The 23,168-nt window shown below is 58.1% G+C and carries 19 protein-coding genes; 11 read left to right on the top strand and 8 right to left on the bottom strand.

The window, feature by feature from the left end; translation table 11 throughout:
- Nucleotides 1-22: 22 nt before the first annotated feature.
- Both PLUT_RS02750 and PLUT_RS02745 read right to left on the bottom strand, forming a co-directional pair.
- Nucleotides 23-379, bottom strand: a complete 357-nt coding sequence (locus PLUT_RS02750; protein ID WP_011357290.1) for a DUF3127 domain-containing protein — start codon at nucleotides 377-379, stop codon at nucleotides 23-25.
- A gap of 142 nt (nucleotides 380-521) precedes the next feature.
- Complete coding sequence (locus tag PLUT_RS02745; protein WP_011357289.1) at nucleotides 522-1,124, bottom strand: vWA domain-containing protein; 603 nt, start codon at nucleotides 1,122-1,124, stop codon at nucleotides 522-524.
- Nucleotides 1,125-1,322: 198 nt separating this feature from the next.
- Here PLUT_RS02745 and PLUT_RS11035 point away from each other — a divergent pair, with 198 nt between their 5' ends.
- Both PLUT_RS11035 and PLUT_RS02735 read left to right on the top strand, forming a co-directional pair.
- Nucleotides 1,323-1,940, top strand: coding sequence for a helix-turn-helix domain-containing protein (locus PLUT_RS11035; RefSeq protein WP_011357288.1), 618 nt, complete (start codon nucleotides 1,323-1,325; stop codon nucleotides 1,938-1,940).
- A 114-nt stretch (nucleotides 1,941-2,054) separates the two neighbouring features.
- A complete protein-coding gene (locus PLUT_RS02735) occupies nucleotides 2,055-2,648 on the top strand; it encodes a 3'-5' exonuclease (RefSeq protein ID WP_011357287.1) in 594 nt (197 codons plus the stop codon).
- Between the two features lie 64 nt (nucleotides 2,649-2,712).
- Here the strand turns inward: PLUT_RS02735 and PLUT_RS02730 are convergent, their stop codons facing one another.
- Entirely contained in the window at nucleotides 2,713-3,294 is a 582-nt protein-coding gene (locus PLUT_RS02730) for a hypothetical protein (RefSeq protein WP_011357286.1), read from the bottom strand.
- Nucleotides 3,295-3,589: 295 nt separating this feature from the next.
- Between PLUT_RS02730 and PLUT_RS02725 the strand changes: the two genes are divergently transcribed.
- The gene (locus PLUT_RS02725; protein WP_157858119.1) at nucleotides 3,590-3,823 is read left to right on the top strand and encodes a hypothetical protein; all 234 of its coding nucleotides are present in this window, start codon (nucleotides 3,590-3,592) and stop codon (nucleotides 3,821-3,823) included.
- Nucleotides 3,824-3,833: 10 nt separating this feature from the next.
- Here PLUT_RS02725 and PLUT_RS02720 read toward each other — a convergent pair whose 3' ends face one another.
- Complete coding sequence (locus PLUT_RS02720; protein ID WP_011357284.1) at nucleotides 3,834-5,285, bottom strand: aminoacyl-histidine dipeptidase; 1,452 nt, start codon at nucleotides 5,283-5,285, stop codon at nucleotides 3,834-3,836.
- A 128-nt stretch (nucleotides 5,286-5,413) separates the two neighbouring features.
- Between PLUT_RS02720 and PLUT_RS02715 the strand changes: the two genes are divergently transcribed.
- From PLUT_RS02715 to PLUT_RS02705, 3 genes are all read left to right on the top strand, one after another.
- Nucleotides 5,414-5,710: a hypothetical protein gene (locus PLUT_RS02715; RefSeq protein ID WP_203415240.1), complete on the top strand. Its 297-nt coding sequence runs from the start codon at nucleotides 5,414-5,416 to the stop codon at nucleotides 5,708-5,710.
- 137 nt (nucleotides 5,711-5,847) lie between these two features.
- Entirely contained in the window at nucleotides 5,848-6,576 is a 729-nt protein-coding gene (locus PLUT_RS02710; protein WP_011357282.1) for a type 1 glutamine amidotransferase, read from the top strand.
- On the top strand, nucleotides 6,573-8,060 hold the full coding sequence (locus tag PLUT_RS02705; RefSeq protein WP_011357281.1) for a deoxyribodipyrimidine photo-lyase: 1,488 nt from the start codon (nucleotides 6,573-6,575) through the stop codon (nucleotides 8,058-8,060). Before PLUT_RS02710 ends, PLUT_RS02705 begins: the two co-directional genes overlap by 4 nt.
- Here PLUT_RS02705 and rnr read toward each other — a convergent pair.
- Nucleotides 8,057-10,465 (bottom strand): ribonuclease R, encoded by a 2,409-nt coding sequence (gene rnr / locus PLUT_RS02700; protein ID WP_041463751.1) that lies wholly within the window; start codon nucleotides 10,463-10,465, stop codon nucleotides 8,057-8,059. The genes PLUT_RS02705 and rnr overlap by 4 nt on opposite strands.
- Nucleotides 10,466-10,727: 262 nt before the next feature.
- Nucleotides 10,728-12,560, bottom strand: coding sequence for a protein-disulfide reductase DsbD (gene dsbD / locus PLUT_RS02695; protein ID WP_011357279.1), 1,833 nt, complete (start codon nucleotides 12,558-12,560; stop codon nucleotides 10,728-10,730).
- Nucleotides 12,561-12,769: 209 nt separating this feature from the next.
- Between dsbD and PLUT_RS02690 the strand changes: the two genes are divergently transcribed.
- The 5 genes from PLUT_RS02690 to PLUT_RS02665 all read left to right on the top strand — a co-directional run bounded on the left by PLUT_RS02690 (nucleotide 12,770) and on the right by PLUT_RS02665 (nucleotide 20,939).
- Nucleotides 12,770-13,777, top strand: a complete 1,008-nt coding sequence (locus PLUT_RS02690; RefSeq protein WP_011357278.1) for a class I fructose-bisphosphate aldolase — start codon at nucleotides 12,770-12,772, stop codon at nucleotides 13,775-13,777.
- A 512-nt stretch (nucleotides 13,778-14,289) separates the two neighbouring features.
- Complete coding sequence (locus PLUT_RS02680; RefSeq protein ID WP_011357277.1) at nucleotides 14,290-15,738, top strand: DUF3375 domain-containing protein; 1,449 nt, start codon at nucleotides 14,290-14,292, stop codon at nucleotides 15,736-15,738.
- On the top strand, nucleotides 15,738-16,373 hold the full coding sequence (locus PLUT_RS02675) for a DUF4194 domain-containing protein (RefSeq protein WP_011357276.1): 636 nt from the start codon (nucleotides 15,738-15,740) through the stop codon (nucleotides 16,371-16,373). The genes PLUT_RS02680 and PLUT_RS02675 overlap by 1 nt, the downstream gene beginning before the upstream one ends.
- Nucleotides 16,366-19,731 (top strand): ATP-binding protein, encoded by a 3,366-nt coding sequence (locus PLUT_RS02670; RefSeq protein WP_011357275.1) that lies wholly within the window; start codon nucleotides 16,366-16,368, stop codon nucleotides 19,729-19,731. Before PLUT_RS02675 ends, PLUT_RS02670 begins: the two co-directional genes overlap by 8 nt.
- Nucleotides 19,728-20,939, top strand: coding sequence for a DUF3322 domain-containing protein (locus PLUT_RS02665; protein ID WP_011357274.1), 1,212 nt, complete (start codon nucleotides 19,728-19,730; stop codon nucleotides 20,937-20,939). Before PLUT_RS02670 ends, PLUT_RS02665 begins: the two co-directional genes overlap by 4 nt.
- Nucleotides 20,940-21,263: 324 nt before the next feature.
- Here PLUT_RS02665 and PLUT_RS02660 read toward each other — a convergent pair whose 3' ends face one another.
- Complete coding sequence (locus PLUT_RS02660; RefSeq protein WP_238974612.1) at nucleotides 21,264-22,109, bottom strand: nucleotidyl transferase AbiEii/AbiGii toxin family protein; 846 nt, start codon at nucleotides 22,107-22,109, stop codon at nucleotides 21,264-21,266.
- A complete protein-coding gene (locus PLUT_RS02655; RefSeq protein WP_011357272.1) occupies nucleotides 22,106-22,942 on the bottom strand; it encodes a type IV toxin-antitoxin system AbiEi family antitoxin in 837 nt (278 codons plus the stop codon). Before PLUT_RS02655 ends, PLUT_RS02660 begins: the two co-directional genes overlap by 4 nt.
- Nucleotides 22,943-23,168 lie beyond the last annotated feature (226 nt).

The raw sequence follows: 23,168 nt of genomic DNA, 5'->3' as shown, positions 1-23,168 counted from the left end.
ACGTCCTTTGTTTAAGGGTTGCTCAGAAGGGCATATCGCCGTCATCGTAAGACGTAGGTCCCGAATCATACACGCCCTCTGCGGGAGCAAAGCGCTCACCCCCAGCCTTGCCGCCACCGGCAGTCTCCACTTTCCAGGCCTTCACATCCGTATACCACCGACCATTGAACTCCCGGCTCTCAAGGTCGAAAGAAACCTTTAGCTGCGCTCCCGGCTGCAGAATAGAGCGGTCAGCCTTGTCTCCCCATATGGAGACGCATATCTTTTTCGGGAACTTGCCCTCAGTCTCAATCACTACATCCTGTTTCCGCCACACCCCGTTTTTTCCGTTCCCGGTCTGTTCCGGCAGCACCGAAACCAGTTTACCTGTCAACTCCATAAGTCTCTCACTCCTGTCTGTATTGCATAAAAATGCATGCACCGCCGACTACAGCTGCACATCAGAGCAAATATAGCACTTCCGAGGATACTCAGACCGTCCTGAAATCATTTGAGTCCCGGGCACAGTCAGAATGACATGATCACGCATCATCTGGAGCAATGCGCTTCTCGCTCACCCTGCTCGACAGCATCTCCATGCAGCAGGCCACCCCTTCCGGGCTTTTGTCGAATAATGCGGTGGCATCCTGACGAAACCCCAGCTGCTGAGCGTCCTCGATGGCCGACAGATCTGCGCTGAGAAAAATGAACTCCCACCCTTCGGCCGACTTCCGGCCGACCATTTTCTCCACCTGCGGCTTCGTGAACTCCGTGCTCGAGTTTTCCTGGCCGTCGGTAATGACTGCAACGACAACCGTTTCGGGCCGCCGGCCTTCCTCAAGCTTTGCGATGCCGCACTCTATGTCGTTGATTGCTCGGCCGAGTGCATCGAGCAGCGGCGTCATACCCCTCGGAACATAGGTTTCAGGGTTCAGCGCCCGAACCTCGCCGATCGGCATGAAGTGCAGGCGCACCTCGTAGGGATCCCCCGAATCGAACTGCACAAGCGTAAGGGTCGCATCCCCCGGCTCCGCCGCCTGGCGATCGACAAACGCGTTCAGTCCGCCGATGGTGTCATCACGGATGATTCCCATAGATCCCGAGCGGTCAAGAATGACCGTGATATGCGTATAGCCCTTTTTCATATGATGTTCTCCTGTGTTGAAGTTGATCTCTCTCTGCCTGCAAGCAACGCAACCATGAGTATCCTCCGCCCGGTTTGTTTTATATTGCCCGTACAAGCGGTCCCCTGCGGTATCAAGCAGCACCCGCAAGCAGATGATTGCGGTTCTTATGGAGAACCCGCCTTGTTCTATAGTAGAACTATTTGTATACTATTGCAAATGACAGAGGAAAACATCGGACAGAGGATCAAAGAACTCCGCGGCCAAAAGGGGCTTTCTCAGGAGGAACTCGCCAGACGGATAGCTATGCCGAGGACCGCCGTCACCAAAATTGAATCGGGCAGTCAGGAGGTACGTTTCAGGGAACTGGCGAAATTTGCCGAAGCGCTCGGCATCTCCCTCGGAACACTGCTCGAAGAGCGCCGCCCGGTAAGGGAGAGTGTCGAGGATGCATTTTTAAGGGTATCAGACAGCGCACAAGGATACGGCCATATACGTCCAGAGCTTGAAACGATGCTGCATGTCATCCTCCTCTCTGCTGCCGGCGACCCCCTTCTGGACGGCCGGCGCATCACGGAAACCGTTCTGGAGGCCGACCGTATGCACCTCGCAGCCTACGGAAAATCGATCTCCGGCATGCCGAAGGGCAGCAGCTCGGAAATGGAACATGCAATAAGCACCACACTCGCAAACATGGTGAAGGAACATGTGCTGCACATGGTCGTAGACAGGGAGTCAGGCGCCAGAAGATACCTCCCGCTCATGAAGCCGGACCTTCAGGAACTCTCGGCAGCCGCATATGTGCTGATTGAAAAAGCGGTCGCCATGACGGGCTGAGAGGAAAGACAAGCCGAGAATGCAGTGCAATGCCCGATATGCCACAGCGCATCAATGAATAAAGAGTGTAGTTTCCCCCCTAAACACTTCCAGCCACGCAAACGGAGCCGATTCATGAAAAAGGTGTTATGGTTCGACCTTGAAACAACAGGAATAGATCCGGACCGCCACGGCATCATCCAGTTTGCCGGTCTGGCGGAGATTGAGGGTGTGGTGGCGGAGTCCTTCGAAATCAAGATGCAGCCGCACGAAGGGGCGATGATTGAGGATGAAGCGCTGGCGGTCAGCGGTTTCAGCCGCGAGCAGATCGCATCCTTCACCCCGCACGCCGAAGCCTATAAGGCAATCGACGGTTTTCTTGCACGCCATGTCTCCCGTTTCGAGAGAAATGACAAGTTCTACCCGGCCGGCTACAATGTCCGTTTCGACCTTGATTTTCTGAGCCGGATGTTCCGCCGCTACGACCAGTACGGCCTCGGCTCCTTCATCAACTGGAGATCCCTTGATCCCCAGCCCATACTGAACATCATGGAGTACATGGGCCGGCTGTCGCTCCCAAACCACAAGCTGCAGACGGTCTGCGAACATCTCGGAGTCCGGCTTGAAAACGCACATGATGCGCTTTCAGACATAAAAGCCACCCGTGAACTCATGGAGCTGCTGATGGAGCATGTTTCGATAGCGCCGTTCACAGGACTGCGGACCTGATGGCAGGATAAGCCTGCGGAGGACCCGCCCGGGAAGGAACGGCGGCGACGGCTCGCTCCTTCCCCTATATCCCGTTTATAACATTTCCCCTCACTTCGCAGGCCTCTCGGACCTCTTCTTCAGTAAAGAGTTCATCGTTGTCGCCGCAGATGAAATCACCGTTGACCACATCGGGACATCCCGCCAGAGACATGAGGCGGTTGCCGGAACAGTCGAAGTCGCCGACCTCGGCAGGGGCACCGATCAGGGAGGTCAGCTGGTTGTCGGCACAGGAGTATTTCCCGCTGACAAACGCCGGCCCACCGTCAAGAGAGTCGAGCATATTGTCCGAACAATCGAAATCTGCAGCTACTTCCATGGGTCCGCCCTGCAGGGTGGTGAGCTGGTTACCTGAACAGTTGAACGAGCCGACAATCGGCGGAGCGCCGATAAGGTTGCTGAGCATGTTCCCGGAACAGTCGATGTTGATGTAGGCGCCAACGGGGCCGCCTTCAAGCGATTCAAGCCTGTTTCCGGAACAGTTGAAGTCCCAGCGGACCTCCTGCGGAGCACCTTCAAGCGAGGTCAACCCTCTCCCGGAACAATCTATGTTGCCGTCCCCGCTTATAGGGCCCATTGCTTCTCTGAAGGTCAGTTGTTCACTCATTGTTCATCTGTTGAATATTTCGGGGGCATCTGGCACTGCAAGGGATAAAGTACGGGTTTCGGGTGACAATGCACACATGAGGAAGATGTTCACGGATATGTTCAGATGGCATTGCCAGATAGTCCGTAACGCTCATCAAGTTGGAACTATCAGGGCTGGCGAAATGGATGAGTTCGCCAATGACGGCTGAACTGAAAACTAATTCGTAAGTAAACGCATTACAGTTTACTTCTCCCCGTCATAATGATGGAGGGGTAGTGTGCATGACTACAACAACGATAAAACGATGATGAAAATGGCAGAAGAAACGACAGTACAGGGACGGGGCGCAACCAGCGGCCTCGTAGATGCAACGGCCCGCCTCGGCCAGTTGCAGGTTGAAATGATGGCTGGTGGACTCAGGGCGGTTATGGCCCTGCTCGTGCCGCTCAGCAGGGCGTCCGTTGAATTATCACTCGGCATGCTGAAGACATTCAGCAGGGTTATGGACGGCATCACCACCGCCCTTGTCCCGAAGCGGCAGGTCTGAGTTTAAGCCTTCAGATTTCGGCGAGCACCCGGACGAGGAAATCCCAGAATCTTCCGACTGAAGAGATGACGACATACTCGCCCGGAGAGTGGGGGTGGCGAATGGTCGGACCGAAAGAGACCATATCAAGTCCGGGGCAGAGGTCGCCGATGATGCCGCATTCAAGTCCGGCGTGTACGGCACTCACCCCGGGCGCTCTGCCGTACAGGCTCCGGTATGCTTCCTGCATGAGCCTGAGGACCGGGGATGCTGGATCAGGCCTCCACCCGGGGTAACCGCCGCTGAACAGCGCCGTTGCTCCGAGCGGAGGAAATACGCCGGTAAATGCATCCTTGAGCTCCTCCATGCCGCCGTCCGTGGAACTGCGCAGCAGGCACTCTGCAATGGCACGGCCGGGGCTGGTGCGGACAATGGCAAGGTTGCTGGAGCTTTCAACAAGTCCATCGATATCGGCACTCATCCGGATGACCCCGTTCGGGCAGTTAGAGAGCCCCCTGAGGAAGCGCCCGGCAGCATCCCTCTGTATCACTGATGAGGGCTCGTCACCTGGAATGATGTCAATGCTACACCCGGGATCTGCCGCGGCGAGCTGTTCACCTATGGCCGCGGCAAGATCCGGAAACATACCATGAAACCTCCCGGCATCTTCGTCCGGAACCGTCACGACAGCAGAAGCTTCTCTCGGTATGGCGTTGCGGAGACTGCCGCCTTCGAATGAAGCGAGCCGCATGCCGTGCGTCTCCGCCCCCCTAAGGAGAAGTGCTGCGAGAACCCGGTTGGCATTGGCACGACCGAGGTTGATGTCCATCCCGCTGTGCCCCCCGCTGAGTCCCTTGACCCTCACCTCAAATGCACGGTTGCCGGGAGGAAGATGTTCCTGAGGGCAGTCGAACGCAATGGTGGCATCGAGCCCGCCGGCACAGCCGATGAAAAGCTCTCCCTCGTCTTCGGAGTCGAGGTTGAGAAGAATGCTGCCCTTCAGCACTCCCGGCTTCAGGCCGAGGGCGCCCGTCATGCCGGCCTCCTCGTTTGCGGTGAAAAGCGCTTCAAGGGGCCCGTGCACAATCGTGGAGGATTCAAGTACGGCCATCGCCGCTCCCGCACCGATGCCATTATCGGCCCCGAGGGTGGTGCCGCGTGCACGCACCCGGTCTCCATCGACATAGGCCTCAATCGGATCGTTTGCAAAGTCGTGGCTGCAACCGGCGTCCTTCTGGGGCACCATGTCGAGATGGGCCTGAAGCACGACCCCCGGGCGCTCCTCCATACCGGGGGTGGCGGGCTTGCGGATGATGACATTGCCGGCTTCGTCTTTCAGGGTCTCAAGGCCAAGCGTACGCCCGAACCCGACCACAAGTCGGCGCACAGCCGTTTCATGCCCGGACGGCCGCGGCGTTTGGCAGAGCAGATGAAAATGGCGCCAGAGCGGCCGGGGTTCGAGCTGCAGGAGTTCATCATGCATGGCGTTCGGGGGTTTTTAGTGTTATATTCTCTCTTATACCGGCGAAACAGACAACCGTGCTCCTGAAAGGGGGCGCTTGCAGTGATGTTACGCAACGGCTTTCATCAATCCAACAAACCCATACAGACATGGCTAACAGCAACGGTGTTTTCTCGGATCTCTTCAATGCAGTAGGCGCACCAATCCAGAATGTTGCCGACGGCGTCGCCAACGGTGCCGCATCGGTTCTTTCAGTCGCTGAATCAGGCGTCAACCTCTGCGCAACGGCACTGACCGCAACAATCAATACCGGCATGGATGTCTTCAAGAGCGTAGCGGACTCCGTCGGTTCATTCGGCAAACCTGCTGCGGCCAAACCTGCAGCTCCTGCCGCTGCCCCAAAGAGCGCTCCGGGTTCCAACCCCTTCAATCCCGCGAAGCCCTAAGAGTTTGCCCGTAGCGCATCCAAGGGTGGAACCGGCCTAAACCCGGCCGCCCTCGGGGGCACGTAGAGCATACCAAACAACTGAGAAGCCCCGCAGAAACGGGGCTTCCCTGCGACCGAACCGAAAAACCATCCAGCATGCAAGAGCGACTCCTCATCGTAAAGAACATCACGCACGAAGGTCCCGGCCTGCTTGAAGGCCTGCTCCTTGACCGCCGGATCGATGCCGATATTGCAGACCTCTCCCGGGGCGACCCGTTCCCCGACCCGGACAGCTACCGGGCCCTCGTAGTGCTCGGAGGACCGCAGAGCGTCAATGACCCAACGCCCGAAATGCAGGGTGAACTCAAGCAGATCGAGAAGGCTCTAAAAAAAGAGATACCTTACCTCGGCATCTGCCTCGGCATGCAGGCGCTGGTGCATGCTGCAGGCGGCAGAGTGGTTCCTTGCCCTGAAAAAGAGACCGGTTTTTTCGATCCCACCGGTGACCCCTACCGGATGGAGCTGAGCGAAGAGGGACAGAGCGACCCACTGTTCAAGGGGCTCGGGGATCGGTTCCGGGTCTTCCAGCTCCACGGCGAAACGGTTGTGCCGGCAACTGGTACCGTCCTGCTCGGAACCGGCCACCGATGCCACCACCAGGCGGTAAAGGCGGGAAAGCACGCCTACGGGCTGCAATGCCATTTCGAAATGACGCGCGACACGCTCGACAGATGGACAGAGATCGACCCCGACTTGAAAGCAATGGGCCGTGAACGTCTGCTCGGGGAGTTTGACGAACTGCAGGAAGAGTATCGCACTACAGGACTCCGCCTCCTTGGCAACTTCCTCGACATAGCCGGATTCAAAGCAGAGGGAACGGCATGATCGATCCACGATGCATCTCGGTGCTGAACTCGGCACCCGGAATATCGGGGCCCGTCATCTACTGGATGTCACGCGACCAGCGGGTGGAGCAGAACCGAGCACTGCACTACGCACGGTTCCGGGCCGTGGCAGACGGGGCACCCCTCATCGTCGCCTTCACCCTCTCGCCTTCATTCATCGGCGCCACCTTTCGCCAGTACGACTTCATGCTGCGGGGACTCATGGAGGTGGAGCGTCGGCTGCGGGAACTGGAGATCGGCTTCGTGCTGCTTGAGGGCGACCCGGCAGAGGCAATCGTACGTTTCAGGGAGTCCATAGGCTCCGGGTGCGTCGTCACCGACTACTCCCCGCTCAGAATCAGCCGCAGGTGGAAAGCGACTGCGGCGGCGGCACTCCCGGTACTCTTCATCGAGGTCGATGCACACAACATCGTTCCCTGCCTTATGGCCTCCCCGAAACAGGAATATTCGGCCCGCACCTTCCGTCCGAAAGTCAACCGCCTGCTCGGAGAGTTTCTCATCGCGCTACCGCCTGTTGAGCGGGTGCCAGCATCCGAGCCGTGGGCTCCGACCGACTGGGAGAGGGTGAGGGCGCGGCTCCCGGTCGAACGCCCTGCCGGAACAGTCCGCCATCCGCAGCCCGGCGAAGCAGCAGCCATCCGCCATCTCGAAACCTTCATCCGGGAACGGCTCGCCTGGTATGGAGAGCGGCGCAATGACCCGAACGCCGATGCGACCTCAGGCCTGTCACCCTACCTGCATTTCGGTCATATCTGGGCCGGTACGGTTGCCATTGCGGTAAGGGGCGTTATGAATGTAGTGAACAGCCCAAGTCCGGAGGGATGGGAGGCAATCGGCGTAGTGAACAGCACAAGTCCGGAGGGAAGGGAGGCATCCGGCGTAGTGAACAGCACAAGTCCGGAGGGATGGGAGGCAACCGGCGTAGTGAACAGCCCAAGTCCGGAGGAGTCAAAAGCGGCGTTCCTCGAAGAGCTGATCGTACGCCGTGAGTTGTCAGACAACTACTGCGCATACAACAGCCGCTACGACTCGTTCGATGGCCTGCCCATATGGGCACAGGACAGTCTCGCCCGCCATGCCGCGGACCTGAGGGAGGCTATCTATACACCCGAAGAGTTCGAGAAAGCTGTTACGCACGACCCGCTGTGGAACGCGGCACAGCAGGAACTGCTTCGTACGGGATCGATCCACGGCTACATGCGGATGTACTGGGCAAAGAAGATTCTGGAGTGGAGCCCCTCGCCGAGAGAAGCATTCGAAACGGCGGTGTGGCTGAACGATCGGTACGCGCTTGACGGAAGGGATCCGAACGGGTATGCGGGGGTGGCGTGGTCGATCGGGGGCCTGCATGACCGGCCCTGGTTTGAGCGGCCGGTCTACGGGAAGATCAGGTACATGAACGCCGCCGGGTGCCGGCGGAAGTTCGATGTGGAGCGCTACATACGCGAACAGAAGGAACCCTAGCCGAGCGTCAGGTCGATGGTGCGGCGCTGCATGTCGACCTCGTGCACCTTCACCATTACCTTCTGGCCTATCTGGAGGCGCTTTTTGCGGCGCTTGCCAACCAGCGAGTATGACTTCTCGTCAAACTCGTAGTAGTCGTCGGTGAGGTTGCGCATGTGCACCAGACCCTCGATGGCGAAATCGACCATGCGGACATAGATGCCGTACTCGGTGGCTCCTGAAATGACGCCAGGATAGACCTTTCCGGTGTGGCTCTGCATGTACTCGACCTGCTTGAGCTTGATGGATTCCCGCTCAGCCTCGACGGCAACCTTTTCGCGCTCGTTTGAGATGCGGCATACCGTATCGATTTTCTGCTTCAGCTCGGCAATGCGCGCCTCGGGCATCTTGCGGCGCTTTTTACGGAACGCCTCATACTCGAAGAGCAGTCGATGCACGATGAGGTCGGGATAGCGCCTGATCGGCGAAGTGAAGTGGGTATAGTGCTCGAAACCGAGGCCGTAGTGGCCATCGTTCTCCCCGGTATAGACGGCTTTCGACATGCAGCGAAGGACGAGCTCGTTGACGAGGAACTCGACGTTGGTGCCGTGGACCTTCTGCAGGAGCTCACGCAGCGACTTGGCAGAGACGATCGGGCCGTCCTTGCCCTTGTTGATCTTGAGGTCGTAGCCGATCTTCTTGACGAAATTGGCAAGAATGATGACCCGCTCCTGCTGGGGCGAATCGTGCACGCGGTAGATCACCGGCTGAGGCACCTTCTTGCCTTCCTTGAAGGTCTTGGTCAGAAACTCTGCCACCTTGCGGTTGGCCAGCAGCATGAACTCTTCAATCAGGCGATGGCTGCCGAGGCGCTCCTTTTTCATGACTTCGAGCGGCTCGCCCTTCTTGCCAAGCTTGAAGCGGACCTCTTCGGTTTCGAAATCAAGGCCGCCGTGGCGGAAACGCTCTTCACGAAGCAGCACGCTGATCTTCTCAAGCAGCTGCAGCTCCATCAGGTAGTCACCCTTCTTGTTGTTGAGAATCTCCTGGACGTCTTCGTAGGTGAAACGCCGCTTGCTGTGAATGACGGTCTTGTGGAACTCATGCTTCTGGACCTTGCCATCCTCCGTCATGGTGAAGAAAACGGAGAATGCCATGCGATCGACGCCGGGGTTGAGGCTGCAGATGTCTTCGGAAAGACGGGAAGGCAGCATCGGAATGACGCGGTCGACGAGATAGACGGAAGTGGCGCGTTTCAGGGCTTCTTTATCGAGCGGAGAGTCCTCGGTCACATAGTGCGATACGTCGGCAATGTGTACACCGATCTTCCAGAGCCCGTTTTCGAGAGGTTCGACCGAAAGGGCGTCGTCGAAGTCCTTTGCGTCGACGGGATCGATGGTAAAGAGCACCTTGTCGCGGACGTCGAGGCGTTCCTGCAGGTCTTTGTCTGTCACGCCCATTTTCATCGCTGAGGCGGCCTTTACGATCTCCTTGTCGAAGGTTTCGTCAATGCCCTTGCTCCGGGCGATGGCGCTCACTTCAACTGCGGAGTCACCGGCTGTACCGAGGATCTCCAGCACTTTGCCCTGTATTGCTCCCTCCTTGCTGAAATCGAGCTCGCCGACCATGACCTTCTGGCCGTCCTTGGCCTTGGCTGCGTTTTTGATCGAAATGATGATTTCAGGCAGGATCTTCCGTTCATCCGCCTTCAGGGTGAAGCGGCGGTTGCCGCGCACAAGCGTGCCGACGATGGTCGAGACCTTGCGCTGGATGATTTTCGTGACCATGCCCTCGCAGCGCTGATGAGGCGTCGAACGGGAACTGTATGTCTTGGGGACCTTGGTGACCGTAAGCTCGACCTCGTCACCGTGGATTGCGGAGTTCATGACATCGGCCTTGATGAAGACATCGTCATCGAATCCCTCGACCTTCACGAATCCATACCCGTTGGGATGGGTGGTGATGAAACCCGTATAGGTGCTGTCGACCTTGTACTGGTCCTTGTCGGGTATTGGGAAGGGTTTCTGGTGCTGTAGATGGTCTTCGTAGGAAGCGTCGGGGCCCGGCATGCCGTAGCAGCGGTTGGAATCCTTGTCGAGCGTCCCCTCATCCTGCATCTTGTGCAGCACGTACCAGAATCCGGGAAGCTGGCGGGACTCGCCGTAGCCCATGGCCTTGGCCAGCTCCACCGAGCGGTAACGCTGCCCTTCGTGCTCTGAAAGAAAGTTGACTATTTCAGCGCCAAGCGAACTCTCGCCGCGCATGAAAAGAAACTCGTTGATGAGAATATGGTCGTTTGGCTTCACCCGTTCCCCGCTCTGTCGTGAAGACGGTCTGCTTCTTTTCCTGTTCTCTGCTGCGGGCTGTGCTGAGGACGGTGCTGAGGGCTTAGCTTTCCTGTTCCTGCTGTTGCGCTGTCTTGCCACTTCGTAAATCGTTATATGTTTTTCAATGTTGTTGAAGTTAATAAGATTACACCAGACTTCAGCAAAAATAAGCAAATGAATGCTCAGGGGCCTCCGCCCATGAAGACCCGCCACGCCGATGGACAGCGGAGCAAAAAAAGTTAACAATTATGAATAATGGATTTGCGTAATCGGGAAATTTCCCGTAACATTTTACCTATAGGCTGGGCTCTTCCCGGCCGGCAGAAGGGCCCATGGACCATCTCCTGGGCTTTTTTGCTTTTCAGGGCCTCCGGATCAGCTCCAGGAGGTCCTTCGGAGCGATGAACCCATCCACCCGCAGGCCCGACAGCTCCCTGCCCTTCGAATCGAAAAACACCAGTGCCGGCGGCCCGAACACCCCGAACCGCTTCATGAGCCGACGGTCTTCAGGCGTGTGCCTGGTCACGTCGACCCTGAGAAGCCTCATCCGGCCGAGTGCAGCTGCCACCTCCGGATCGCGGAAGGTGATATGCTCAAGCTCCCTGCATGAGACGCACCAGTCAGCCGAGAAGTCAAGCATCACGGGACGGTCGGCATCACGGAGTTCACGATCGAGTTCAGCATCGGAGCTGATCATCAGGAACTGCAGCGCCGGCTGGCGGCCATCAACAGCAGTACCGCCAAGCACCCTCAAGAGATCGCCCGGGCTCCTTGCGCCTGTCGCGGCCCCGAACACCATGACTGCGGCAAGAAGCAGGCATAAGAACCCGGTTGCCCTTCCAGCAAGGTTCAGTGAAGAAGCATTTCCCCCGGAGCGCTGGAAAACGCCAAGGAAATAGGCTGCAAGTACCAGAAGCATGGCCCAGGCTGTCATGACTGCCGGCGGAGGAAGAACGGGAGAGGCCATGTTGATGGCTACGGCGATGAGAAGGATGCCGAACAGGTATTTGACGGCGACCATCCACCCGCCGGCCCGCGGAAGAAGGAACCCTGCCGAAAGACCGAGCAGGAGGAGAGGGACACTCATGCCCGCTGCCATCGAAAAAAGCGCCATGCCGCCGAGGAGCAGGTCTCCCGTCTGGCTGATGAAGATCAGAGTCCCGGCAAGCGGTGCGGCGACGCATGGACCGATCACGAGCGCCGAGATCGCACCCATCAGGAACACTCCCGGAAACCGCCCCCCTTTCAATGTAACCGACGCACTGTTAAGCCGTTTCTGGAGGGAAGCCGGTATCTGGAGCTGGTAGAGGTCGAACATGGAAAGCGAAAGCAGGATGAGCAGGAACGCAAAACCCAGCAGCACCGGCGGCTGCTGCAGGAACCCGGCAAGCCCTTCGCCGGCAAGACCGGCAGCGACGCCCATACCCGTATAGACCACAGCCATACCGGCACTGTAGACGAGAGCGAGCAGAAGACCCCGCGAGCGCGAAGGAGACGCCTCACCGGCGATGATGGAGGAGAGGATCGGCAGCATCGGCAGGATGCAGGGCGTTAAGGAGAGCAGGAGGCCGAAGACGAAAAACACCGCGCCGATCTTCCACAGCGACCCTTCCATGAGGGTTGCCATGACGGGTGAGGGCGCAGTGTCGGAAGGCGGCTCGAAAGATGCGGACGGGGACGCGGGAAGTACCCCGAACCCCGCACTGCCGGCCTCTGCGCGAAGTGGACCCGGCTTTTCGGGATCAATGCGGAACAGGGTCGCAGCCGGAGGGTAACAGATCCCCTCATCGGCGCAGCCCTGATGCCATACCCTGAGAACGAACGGGCTTCCCGTAGCGGTAAAGGGCACCGTGAGTCGGAGGGAGTCGTGATACACGGCTGCGGCCTCACCGGTAAGGGGATCCAGAGCCTGCTCTCCCTCAGGCAGTACCGGAGGGGTCATTGAGACTGATCCGCTGTCAACCTCCAGACGCACCTGGTCACCGTATAGCTTGTAGCCTTCAGCAATCTCCCACCGGAGACTGACTGAGCCATTTCGAAGCAGTTCCCCCCGAAGCCGGAACGCGCTTGAGGGATCGGCGGGACCCGCTGCATGGAGTGCGCTCCAGGCCGCCGGTACGATACCGCTCAATGCAAGCAGCAGAACCAATGACCATGCCCGGAACATTCCGCTGCGTTCTCGTCCTTTCTTCATCACCCCTCACAACCATTGCTTTTCTGGAAATCCCCCGTGCAGGCAGAATGAGTCTGCTGCAGGGTGTTTAAGTGAGTATAGCGCACCGTCCCCTCTCCTGCAAGCGCTCCTCTCGGGAGGCCTGCAACTTTTTGGAGGTCCTGCCGATTGCGTTTGTACTCGACCCATCCCCTCCAGAGGCGACCGAAATCCTTCAACGGAGAACGAACATGGACAGCGAAACACTCAAGGAAACCGCCCGGGCACTTGCCGCCGGCGACAAAGGCATTCTGGCGATGGATGAAAGCGTGCCGACCTGCAACCGGCGTTTCGCCATACTGGGCATTGAGGAGACTGAGGAAAAACGGCGGCAGTGGCGGGAACTGATCGCCACGAGCCCCGGCATAGGCGACTTCATTTCGGGCGCAATCCTTTTTGAGGAAACCATCCGGCAAAAGACTGCAGCAGGACAGCCTATCGTCGAAGTGCTCCGGGAGGCAGGCATTATCCCCGGCATCAAGGTGGACGAAAGAGCAAAAGCCATGGCGCTGCATCCGGGAGAAAAAATCACCGAAGGCCTTGACGGACTGCGCGAACGGCTTGAAAAGTACCGCGAAGCGGGCGCACGGTTCGCCAAATGGCGTGCGGTCATCACCATCGCAGAGGGCATCCCCACCCGTGGGTGCATCGAAGCCAACGCGCACGCTCTGGCACGATATGCCGCGCTGGCGCAGGAGGCGGGGCTGGTCCCCGTAGTAGAGCCGGAAGTCCTGATGGAGGGGACGCATACGATGGATCAATGCGAAGAGGTGACTGAAGTGGTGCTCCGGGAGGTATTCAGCAGTCTTGTCCACCAGAGGGTGCTGCTTGAGGGAACGGTACTGAAAACCAGCATGGTGCTTCCCGCCCTCGGCTGCCCCATACAGAATACCATCATGGAGGAGGCTGACGCCACCCTGCGCTGCATGCTGCGCACCGTACCCGCAGCCGTTCCCGTCATCGCCTTCCTCTCCGGAGGCCAGCCTGGCCAGCTGGCCTCAGCCCGCCTCAGCGCAATCAACGAACGCTATCGCCAGACCGCGCCCTGGGCGCTCTCCTTCTCCTTCGCCCGCGCCATCCAGCAGACAGCCATGGCACAGTGGAACGGGGAGGACGCCCAGAGGGAGGCCGCACAGACAACCCTCCTGCACCGCTCCCGCAGCAACGCCATGGCCCGTCGGGGAGAATATATCGAGTAAGGACGAAGCAGGACGAACAAGGGGCCGTCAGGGGAGCTAGTTCGGGACAGAAACACGCACAGGGACACGCTTCGTTGCTTTTCCGGACTTATCTGATGGCAGAGTGGATCACCATCACCCGATGGACGGCAAGTCAGGGTGCCGCCCATGTCCGGAATGATCACGCAATGACCGGGCGGCAGCTCCCGGACCAGTGGATACAAGTTCCCCCAGATATCCCCCGGATCCTCCCGGCGGCAGACCTGTCCATCCCGGCCGGCTCTATCGGCAAACGTTTCAAGCTGTTGAAGCCATGCTTTTTAAGTTCAGAATCAAACCGGAAAATAGTGTTATATAATACAGTGTACGCTGCTTATGTCAGGTTGATCCTGAATGAACGCCTGCGGCTGCGGCATATGCAACCAATTCCCCTTTTTCCTCATGTATTCGTCACCATACGTCATCCATAGTATCACCGGAAAAGGCGGGCGACACTCACGCTTTTTGTTGACGGAAAGCTTTGAGATGCGCTGATGGCTCTCGACTATACCACCCTCGATCTGCTCCGCCAGAACCATCCGGCCTGGCGCCTGTTGCGGGCGCAGCATGCGCCTTTGGTATCATCGTTCCTGCACCGGGCATTCATTGCGCCCAATGTGCGCACCCTCTCAGAGGCCGACCTTGTCGAACAGCTTGAGGACGAACTCTTCGCGCTTCGCCGTCAGCTTGGAGACACAGCGTATCCCGGCTCTGCACAGAGCTATCTGAACGATTGGGCGGAGAATGACAAGGGGTGGTTGAGAAAGTTCTATCCAGTCGGAGAGGACGAACCTCATTACGATGTGACCCCTGCCACCGAAAAGGCTCTGGCCTGGCTGGAAAGCCTTTCCGAACGCGCCTTCGTCGGCACCGAATCCCGCCTCCTGACCCTCTTCGAGCTGTTGCGTCAGATGAGCACCGGCAGCCAGGCCGATCCGGAGCTGCGAATCGCCGAGCTGAACCGGCGCCGCGAAGAGATCGATGGGGAGATTGCCCGCATCCATGCCGGAGACATCTCCCTGCTTGATGACACGGCGCTCAAGGATCGCTTCCAGCAGTTCCTGCAGCTGGCACGCGAGCTGCTGACCGACTTCCGCGAGGTGGAGCAGAATTTCCGTACGCTCGACCGGCGTGTGCGGGAGCGCATCGCTCTCTGGGAAGGAAGCAAGGGAGCTCTGCTTGAAGAGATCATGGGACAGCGCGATGCCATTGCCGACTCTGACCAGGGCAAAAGCTTCCGGGCCTTCTGGGGGTTCCTGATGTCGCAGTCACGTCAGGAAGAACTGAGCGTCCTGCTTGACGAGGTGCTGAACCTTCCGCCAGTAGTGGAGATGCATCCCGAACCCCGCCTGAAGCGGGTGCACTACGACTGGCTCGAAGCGGGCGAGCACACCCAGCGCACTGTAGCCCGCCTCTCCGGACAGTTGCGCAAGTTCCTCGATGACAAGGCTTGGCTCGAAAACCGCCGTATAATGGATATCCTGCACGACATCGAAAGCAGTGCTCTCGGCCTCAATGGACAGATGCCCGAAGGAAGCTTCATGCCCATTGCCGATGCCTCAGCCTCGATCGAACTGCCGTTTGAACGACCGCTGTACCGCCCGCCCTTCAAACCGGTAATCGAAGGCATTGCGCTTGAGGCGGGAGATGCTGAAATCGACACTGCCGCCCTCTACGCACAGGTAATCATCGACCGCGCAGAACTGACGGGCAACATCCGCAAGGCGCTTCAGGAACAAAAGCAGATCGGCCTCGGCGAGCTGATCGCCCTCCATCCCCTTCAACACGGGCTGGCCGAGCTGGTCACCTACCTCCAGATCGCCGGAGAGTGGCCCCGTACGGCAGTAGACGATGAGGTTGAAGAGCGGATTGAATGGGAAGGTGAAAACGGTTTTATGCGACGGGCAACACTACCAAGAATCATCTTTGTACGCAACGACTAATGACAACTCCCATAGACGCCCAAACCCCGCGGCCGGCAACAGCGCCCGAGGAGCTTTCGCCCCTGGTGGTCACCCTGCTCAAAGGAGTCCTCTACGAGGAGGAGAACACTGCACTCTGGAACGCGCTGCTGAACATGCAGGCAGGCGTACGCGATTACATTTCGGTGCTCGGCCTCGAACTGATACTCGACGAAGCAGAGGGCTATGCCTTCCTGAGGTCCCGCGCGGCGGGTGAAGAGGAGAGTCAGGACTCCATGCCGCGCCTGGTGGCCCGGCGACAGCTCTCCTACCCGGTCAGCCTCCTGCTCGCGCTCCTGCGCAAGAAACTCGCCGAATCCGATGCTGGCGGTGGGGACACCCGCCTGATCCTCTCACGCGAGGAGGTGGTCGAGCTGATCCGTATCTTCCTCCCGGCAGGGAGCAATGAGGTGAAGCTTATCGACCAGGTTGATGCATCCCTGAACAAGATCGCCGAGCTTGGGTTCATCCGGCGCCTGCGAAACGACAAACAGACGATTGAGGTACGGCGCATCATCAAAGCCTTTGTCGATGCACAGTGGCTGGCCGATTTCGACCGCCGACTCGACGAGTACCGCCAACTCAGCGGAAAATCTACGGAGGAAACGGATGGCTGAAGCACTTGAACTGGGATTCATCTCAGACGACCGACTCGCAGGTTTCCGCCTCCAGCGGATCGAGGTGTTCAACTGGGGTACCTTCGACAGCCGCGTCTGGACGCTCCGGCTCGATGGACTGAACGGGCTCCTCACCGGAGACATCGGCTCAGGCAAATCGACCCTGGTCGACGCCCTCACCACGCTGCTCGTCCCGAGCCAGCGCATTATCTACAACAAAGCTGCCGGTGCCGATATCCGGGAGCGCTCACTCCGGTCGTATGTGCTCGGCTTCTACAAATCGGAGCGACAGGAGTCACTTGGCGGTGGCGCCAAACCAGTCGCCCTTCGCGACAGCAGCGCCTACTCGGTGGTGCTCGGCGTCTTCCGGAACGAAGGCTATGACAAGACCGTGACCCTTGCCCAGGTATTCTGGATGAAGGATCCCTCCGGCCCGCCCGCGCGCATCTATGCGGCAGCCGAACGCGACCTCTCCATCGCAATCGACTTTTCCGGCTTCGGCCCGGAGATCACCGCCCTGCGCAAGAGACTGAAAGCGGGAGGCGTCGAGCTGTTCGACAGCTTCCCGAAATACGGATCCTGGTTCCGCCGCCGTTTCGGCATCGACAACGACCAGGCGCTGGAGCTGTTCCATCAGACCGTCTCGCTCAAATCGGTTGGAAACCTAACCGACTTCGTGCGCACCCACATGCTCGAACCCTTCGACGTCGAGCCCCGCATCGCAGCCCTCATCAACCACTTCGAAGACCTCAAGCGCGCACACGAAGCCGTGCTCAAGGCTAAACAGCAGATCTCGATGCTCGATCCGCTCGTTGAGGACTGCAACCGGCACAGGGAGCTCTCCGCCTCCAACGAAGAGTTGCGCGGCTGCCGTGAAACCCTGCGCCCCTGGTTCGCGACCCTCAAGCTCGACCTGCTCCACCACCGCCTCACCTCGCTCGAAGAAGAACTCGTTCGCCATGAGAGCTCCCTCAGGCGCCTCGAAGCAGAGCGACTCGAACAACAGGAGCGGGATCGCAGTCTCCGGCTCACCATCAGAGAGAGCGGGGGCGACCGAATCGAGAGCATCGCCTCCGACATCCGCATGAAGCAGGGCGAACTCGAACATAAAAAGCTCAAAGCCACCCGCTATGCTGAGCTGCTCAAGCCGCTCGGCGAAACACCCGCCAGCAGCCTCGAGGAGTTCCTCCATAAGCGCACCCTGCAGGTAACCATGCGCGAAAACGCAGCCGGACAGGAAGCAAGGATACAGAACGAGCTGAACGAGCTGGGAGTCACCCTCACCCGCGAAGAACAGGAATACCGGGAGCTGATGGCTGAAATCGAGAGCCTGAAGGCTCGCACAAACAATATCGACGACAGGCAGATTGCAATGCGACGCGACCTCTGCCGGGCGCTGGGCATCGACGAAAATGAGATGCCATTTGCGGGAGAACTTCTTCAGGTGCGCCAGGAGGAGAACGGATGGGAAGGGGCCATCGAACGCCTGCTGCGCAACTTCGCACTCTCGCTGCTCGTTCCCGACCGCTACTACGCATCCGTCGCCGAATGGGTTGATTGCACCCACCTCAAGGGTCGTCTCGTCTACTTCCGGGTGCGCACACCGTCCCGCAGCGAAACAATGCCCCCCGGCCCCGCCACCCTGCCGCATAAACTCATGATTAAGGCAGACTCCCCCCACTTTGAATGGCTCGAAGGGGAGATAAACCGCCGTTTCGACGTGGTCTGCTGCGACAGTCAAGAGATGTTCCGACGTGAGAAAAAGGCGATTACGATGGCCGGACAGGTCAAGATGGCGGGTGAACGCCACGAAAAAGATGACCGCCACCGCCTCGACGACCGCAGCCGATTTGTACTCGGCTGGAGCAACGCCGCCAAGATCACCGTGCTCGAAGAGAATGCCCGTCAAAAAAACGACTGCCTTGGCGAGCTGAACAGCCGGATGAAAGCACTCCGGCAGGAGCAGACCGCCCTGAAGGAACGCCTGGCCATCCTCTCGCGCCTCGACGAGTATTCCGACTTTCATGAACTCGACTGGCAGCCGGTGGCGGTCGCCATCGCCCGGCTCGAAGCCGAAAAGCGGGAACTGGAGAGCACGTCCGACATCCTCCGAACCCTCACCCTGCAGCTCCAGGAGGTTGAGCAGGAACTCCGTGAGACCGAGCGCCAACTCAACGAGCGCAAAAGCAGGCACGCAAAAACCGAGCAGAAAATCAGCGATGCGAAGGAACTCGCAGAACAGGCCGGGCAATGCCTGAACGAAGCTGTTCCGGAATCTGCGGAACGCTTCCCCCGCCTTGAATCGCTGCGGCTGGAGATGACGGAAAACCGTGCCATCACCATCGAATCGTGCGATAACTGCGAACGCGACATGCGCGACTGGCTGCAGTCGAAAATCGATGCTGAAGACAACAAAATCAGGCGCCTGAACGACAAGATAATCCGCCTGATGACCGAGTATAACGAGAAATGGAAACTTGAGACCCGTGAGGTCGATGTCAACATAGCCTCGGCCGATGAGTACCGCTCAATGCTCGGCAATCTCCGTGCTGACGATTTGCCGCGCTTTGAAGTGCGCTTCAAGGATCTGCTCAACGAGAACACCATCCGCGAAGTGGCCAACTTCCAGTCCCAGCTTGCACGTGAACGAGAAACCATCAAGGAACGCATCGGACGCATCAATGAATCGCTCACAAAAATCGACTACAATCCCGGCCGCTACATCCTCCTCGAAGCGGAGATGAACCTGGATGCCGACATCCGCGAGTTCCAGACAGAGCTGCGGAGCTGCACCGAAGGAGCTCTCACCGGCTCGGACAGCGAATACTCCGAAGCCAAGTTTCTCCAGGTTCGCCGGATCATCGACCGTTTCCGTGGACGCGATGAGTACAGCGAACTTGACCGCCGCTGGAGGGAAAAAGTGACCGACGTCCGTAACTGGTTTGTGTTTGCAGCAAGCGAACGATGGAGGGAGGATGATAGCGAACATGAGCACTATGCCGACTCGGGCGGTAAATCGGGCGGACAGAAGGAGAAACTTGCCTATACGGTGCTTGCAGCCAGCCTCGCCTATCAGTTCGGTCTCGAATGGGGAGAGGTGCGATCCCGTTCCTTCCGCTTCGTGGTCATCGACGAAGCCTTCGGACGCGGGTCTGACGAATCTGCCCATTACGGGCTGAAACTCTTCGCCCAGCTCAACCTGCAGTTGCTCATCGTCACCCCGCTGCAGAAAATCCACATCATTGAACCCTTCGTCTCCAGCGTCGGGTTTGTGCAGAACAAGGATGGCCGGAACTCCGAGCTGCGAAACCTCAGCATCGAAGAGTATCGTACAGAAAAGCAGAAGATGGCCCAATGAGCGGAACAAAAAAGGACTGGACCACCCCTGCCGACATCCGGGAACAGGTGCAGAGGCTCTGGGACAGGGGGACACTGCTCAACGCCCTGGTGGATGACCGGGACCTCTTCCCCCTGCGACTCGGCCACAGCAGGCCGGACTCACGAGAGATCAGCGACCGGTTTATCGAGGTACGCGACTGGATCGCCCGGCTCAAAGCAGCTGAAGGGCCCTACCGCATCGTCTCGCGCACCCTCAACCACCGGGTGCACGGCAGCGACAGCATTCCATACGAGATATGGATCGATTCGGCGGACGACGCCCTCGGCCTCATCGGCAAACGTCGCGCCGCTGCCGCATTTGTCGATATGATCGAGTTGACCCGGCGATATGAGCCCGCTCTGCTCCCCTGGATCTCGAAACGACCCCTTCGCGCTCTGGAACTTGCCACGGTCTGGCCCCTCATGCTCAACATCGTCGAATGGCTGCGCCAGCATCCCCGGCCCGCCGTCTACCTCAGGCAAATCGATATTGCCGGCGTGCACACCAAATTCATCGAACGCCACCGCGGCGTGCTCTCGGAACTCTTCGACCTCGCCCTGCCGAAGAGTTCAATCGACGAACATGCCACCGGCACCACAAACTTCTGCCGGCGCTACGGGTTCCGGGACAAAGCGCTCCGGGTGCGGTTCCGAATCCTTGATTCCGCTTACTCCATTCTGCCATACTGCACCGATCAGGAAATCACCCTTACCCATACCGACTTCGCCCGGCTCCACCTCCCGGTTGAAACCGTCTTCGTCACCGAAAACGAAATCAACTTCCTCGTCCTTCCGCCCATCCCGCGGGCAATGGTCATCTTCGGAGCAGGCTACGGCTTCAGCAACCTCGCCGTCGTCAGCTGGCTGCAGGATAAAAAGCTTTACTACTGGGGTGACATCGACACCCATGGTTTCGCCATTCTAAACCAGTTCCGCCAATACTTCCCCACCGCCACATCATTCCTCATGGACAGGGAAACCCTCCTCGCCCATCGCCAATACTGGCAGAGAGAACCCTGCCCGGAAACCACCGCCCTCCAACGGCTTACCGACCCGGAGCAATCCCTTTTCAACGATCTGCGGCAGAATAATCTGGGTGAGCACATACGGCTCGAACAGGAAAAGATCGGATATTCCATGCTCCTTGATGCGCTGAGAAAGAACCCGGCCTTATCTGCATCATCATAACCTCGGAAAAGCACTCTCCGAAAAAAACCGGCAGGCACGAATCCTTTAACGCACGCCGCTCGGTTCTCACCAAAGACCATCAACCAAGAGCTTAACATCAGATCGAGGCGATCCTTGTCAGACATATACCAGGAACTCTCCACCCTGGATTTCGGGGTGCATAGTCCAATCAGGCCGTTCATCGACAGAACCGAATGATGGCCAGTCCGACTTTCCCAGCTCCAGGTAATCAGCAATCCCTGCAATGCATTGAGGGCATCAGGAGCTGAGGGCGGCTTTCGGTAGGGTCTAAACGCATTAACAATGCGTACGTATGCGACCCCGTCAGTTCGCCTTAAAGGCTGCCAACTTCTCCTGCGTCTTTTGCCATGCATCACCGGGCATCAGCGGAGTCAGCGCCTCAAGCACATAGATTCCGGCAGACTTCGCGTCCCACTCTGTCTTACTGGTTAATAACGGGGCCAATAACGGTCCTATATCCCCGAGAAAACGCGGATCATCCAGCTTTTCCAATAGGTTCATCTCGAATTCTGCACGGGTAACCGTATGCTGTTCATGCTCCATGTAGCGCAAAAAACATGACACCATGGCCTCCGGGTTGAGGGGCATCGTCTTCGCTGCATACCACAGATCGTACAAATCTCTGCCTTTTTTACGCTGATACAGTGCCCGCAGCTTCGTGCCAAGCAGTTCGTCCCGGCCGTAACTGGTAATGGCAGCGCTGCCTGAATACCATCGAGATGTCATTTCAAATGGCAGCTGCTGATATCCAAGTACGCTAAAGCGCTCCCTGGAATTGATTTCCACTTTCAATCGCAAAGGCATCCCCTCCTCTGAGTCAACTCGCCATATCAGCGTCACACGGCCTTCCGACTGCTTCCGCCTAGGTTCTCCAAGCCAGGGATTCAGCTTTTCCTTGATCGCATCCATGACCGGGCCGATCGGCCCCGGCTCCTTTTGAACCAGATCGATATCTTCCGAATATCTCGCCGGTGAAAGATGAAGCTTGAAGAGGGCCGTACCACCACGAAACACCAGATTGGCAGCTGCAACAGGATGACTGTAAAGTTCAACCAGCGAACGACATATGATCATATCCTGCTCCACCTGGGATATCTGCTGCCAAGGAGCATGAGACCGCCATTCTGTGATATAATCAAGAGGGATCATAGATCAGGGGAAACCGTTTCATTTGGGAGCAGCCGCCAGCGGGGCACCTGATGGACACCATGATGCGGCTGTGACGGGGAAAGAAGAGCCGGAACCGGCTTTCGCTCCGCAACATATGCGGCTAACCCCTCAGCAAGTCCATCCTCGCCGATCAACTCCAGCAAGTAACCTAAACGCTGAGACCAGGTAACGGGCGACAACCCGGCGATATCAAGCAATTTCCCGGCATCCATGCCTTCAGCCAATTCAGCCAGCACGGTTGCCGCATTATCAAGCCCTCCTGCATGATGGGGATATCCGGTTACATCAAAAGCCGTCACCTCGGGAGAAGATACCTTCAGATACCCCCGCGGGGTTTTGAAGTTTCGGGTCGGCATGAGAGCAGCATTGTTCCGCTGTATGAAATCGACCTTGACCGAGCCACAGATGATTGCCGGGCGTATATGCTCCAGAATGACCTGAAAAGACTGAGGGCGTTGATGGGCAGCACCATAATACTCACCGGCAGAGAGCAGCCCGGCATAGTAGGGCTCTTTCAGATACTCCATCAATGACGGAATAAACTGGTTTGCCGGCAGACATCCTATCTGGCGGTATTCCGGCGGAACGACCACATAAAATCCACGATATGGCATAGCAACGACACGCTTGTACCGCAAACGACGCAATGCGTCACGGGTAGCAATCGCACTCGAACAAAGAGCTGAAGAAGCTTCTGCGCCGCTGAAACAGAAAGAGCCTTTTGCCTGTAATCCGTCTATGTATCGGGATAGATTCATATTCTTAGGTACATGAATCGTTCGAGAAAAACAACACAAAATGATGTTTTTCATGAACGGTTCATAGAGGCAGGGCCGTAAACCTGAAAGTCCCTCTCACACTCGATGAGCAATTCCTGCGCAGTTACGGTATAGATGCCAGGACTCATCTTGCTGCCCATCCCTTCCAGCGCAGTCTTACCTATAACCATCGCAGCCCCCAAGAGACCGATGAAGAAGCACTGCAACAAGTACTTCCGGATGCGACGATGGAAATCTCGCACAAACAGTTAACCCCGTT

It is taken from the genome of Pelodictyon luteolum DSM 273, assembly GCF_000012485.1.
In the GTDB taxonomy this organism is placed as follows: Bacteria; Bacteroidota; Chlorobiia; order Chlorobiales; family Chlorobiaceae; genus Chlorobium; species Chlorobium luteolum.
The sequence above is the reverse complement of the archived record's forward strand: the minus strand, read 5'-3'. Positions and strand labels throughout refer to the sequence as shown.

Bases quoted from the DNA above. Each gene is read 5' to 3' on its own strand.
- PLUT_RS02750 (WP_011357290.1), bottom strand. From the start codon at position 379: ATGGAGTTGACAGGTAAACTGGTTTCGGTGCTGCCGGAACAGACCGGG.
- PLUT_RS02745 (WP_011357289.1), bottom strand. From the start codon at position 1,124: ATGAAAAAGGGCTATACGCATATCACGGTCATTCTTGACCGCTCGGGA.
- PLUT_RS11035 (WP_011357288.1), top strand. From the start codon at position 1,323: ATGACAGAGGAAAACATCGGACAGAGGATCAAAGAACTCCGCGGCCAA.
- PLUT_RS02735 (WP_011357287.1), top strand. From the start codon at position 2,055: ATGAAAAAGGTGTTATGGTTCGACCTTGAAACAACAGGAATAGATCCG.
- PLUT_RS02730 (WP_011357286.1), bottom strand. From the start codon at position 3,294: ATGAGTGAACAACTGACCTTCAGAGAAGCAATGGGCCCTATAAGCGGG.
- PLUT_RS02725 (WP_157858119.1), top strand. From the start codon at position 3,590: ATGGCAGAAGAAACGACAGTACAGGGACGGGGCGCAACCAGCGGCCTC.
- PLUT_RS02720 (WP_011357284.1), bottom strand. From the start codon at position 5,285: ATGCATGATGAACTCCTGCAGCTCGAACCCCGGCCGCTCTGGCGCCAT.
- PLUT_RS02715 (WP_203415240.1), top strand. From the start codon at position 5,414: ATGGCTAACAGCAACGGTGTTTTCTCGGATCTCTTCAATGCAGTAGGC.
- PLUT_RS02710 (WP_011357282.1), top strand. From the start codon at position 5,848: ATGCAAGAGCGACTCCTCATCGTAAAGAACATCACGCACGAAGGTCCC.
- PLUT_RS02705 (WP_011357281.1), top strand. From the start codon at position 6,573: ATGATCGATCCACGATGCATCTCGGTGCTGAACTCGGCACCCGGAATA.
- dsbD (WP_011357279.1), bottom strand. From the start codon at position 12,560: ATGAAGAAAGGACGAGAACGCAGCGGAATGTTCCGGGCATGGTCATTG.
- PLUT_RS02690 (WP_011357278.1), top strand. From the start codon at position 12,770: ATGGACAGCGAAACACTCAAGGAAACCGCCCGGGCACTTGCCGCCGGC.
- PLUT_RS02680 (WP_011357277.1), top strand. From the start codon at position 14,290: ATGGCTCTCGACTATACCACCCTCGATCTGCTCCGCCAGAACCATCCG.
- PLUT_RS02675 (WP_011357276.1), top strand. From the start codon at position 15,738: ATGACAACTCCCATAGACGCCCAAACCCCGCGGCCGGCAACAGCGCCC.
- PLUT_RS02670 (WP_011357275.1), top strand. From the start codon at position 16,366: ATGGCTGAAGCACTTGAACTGGGATTCATCTCAGACGACCGACTCGCA.
- PLUT_RS02665 (WP_011357274.1), top strand. From the start codon at position 19,728: ATGAGCGGAACAAAAAAGGACTGGACCACCCCTGCCGACATCCGGGAA.
- PLUT_RS02660 (WP_238974612.1), bottom strand. From the start codon at position 22,109: ATGATCCCTCTTGATTATATCACAGAATGGCGGTCTCATGCTCCTTGG.
- PLUT_RS02655 (WP_011357272.1), bottom strand. From the start codon at position 22,942: ATGAAAAACATCATTTTGTGTTGTTTTTCTCGAACGATTCATGTACCT.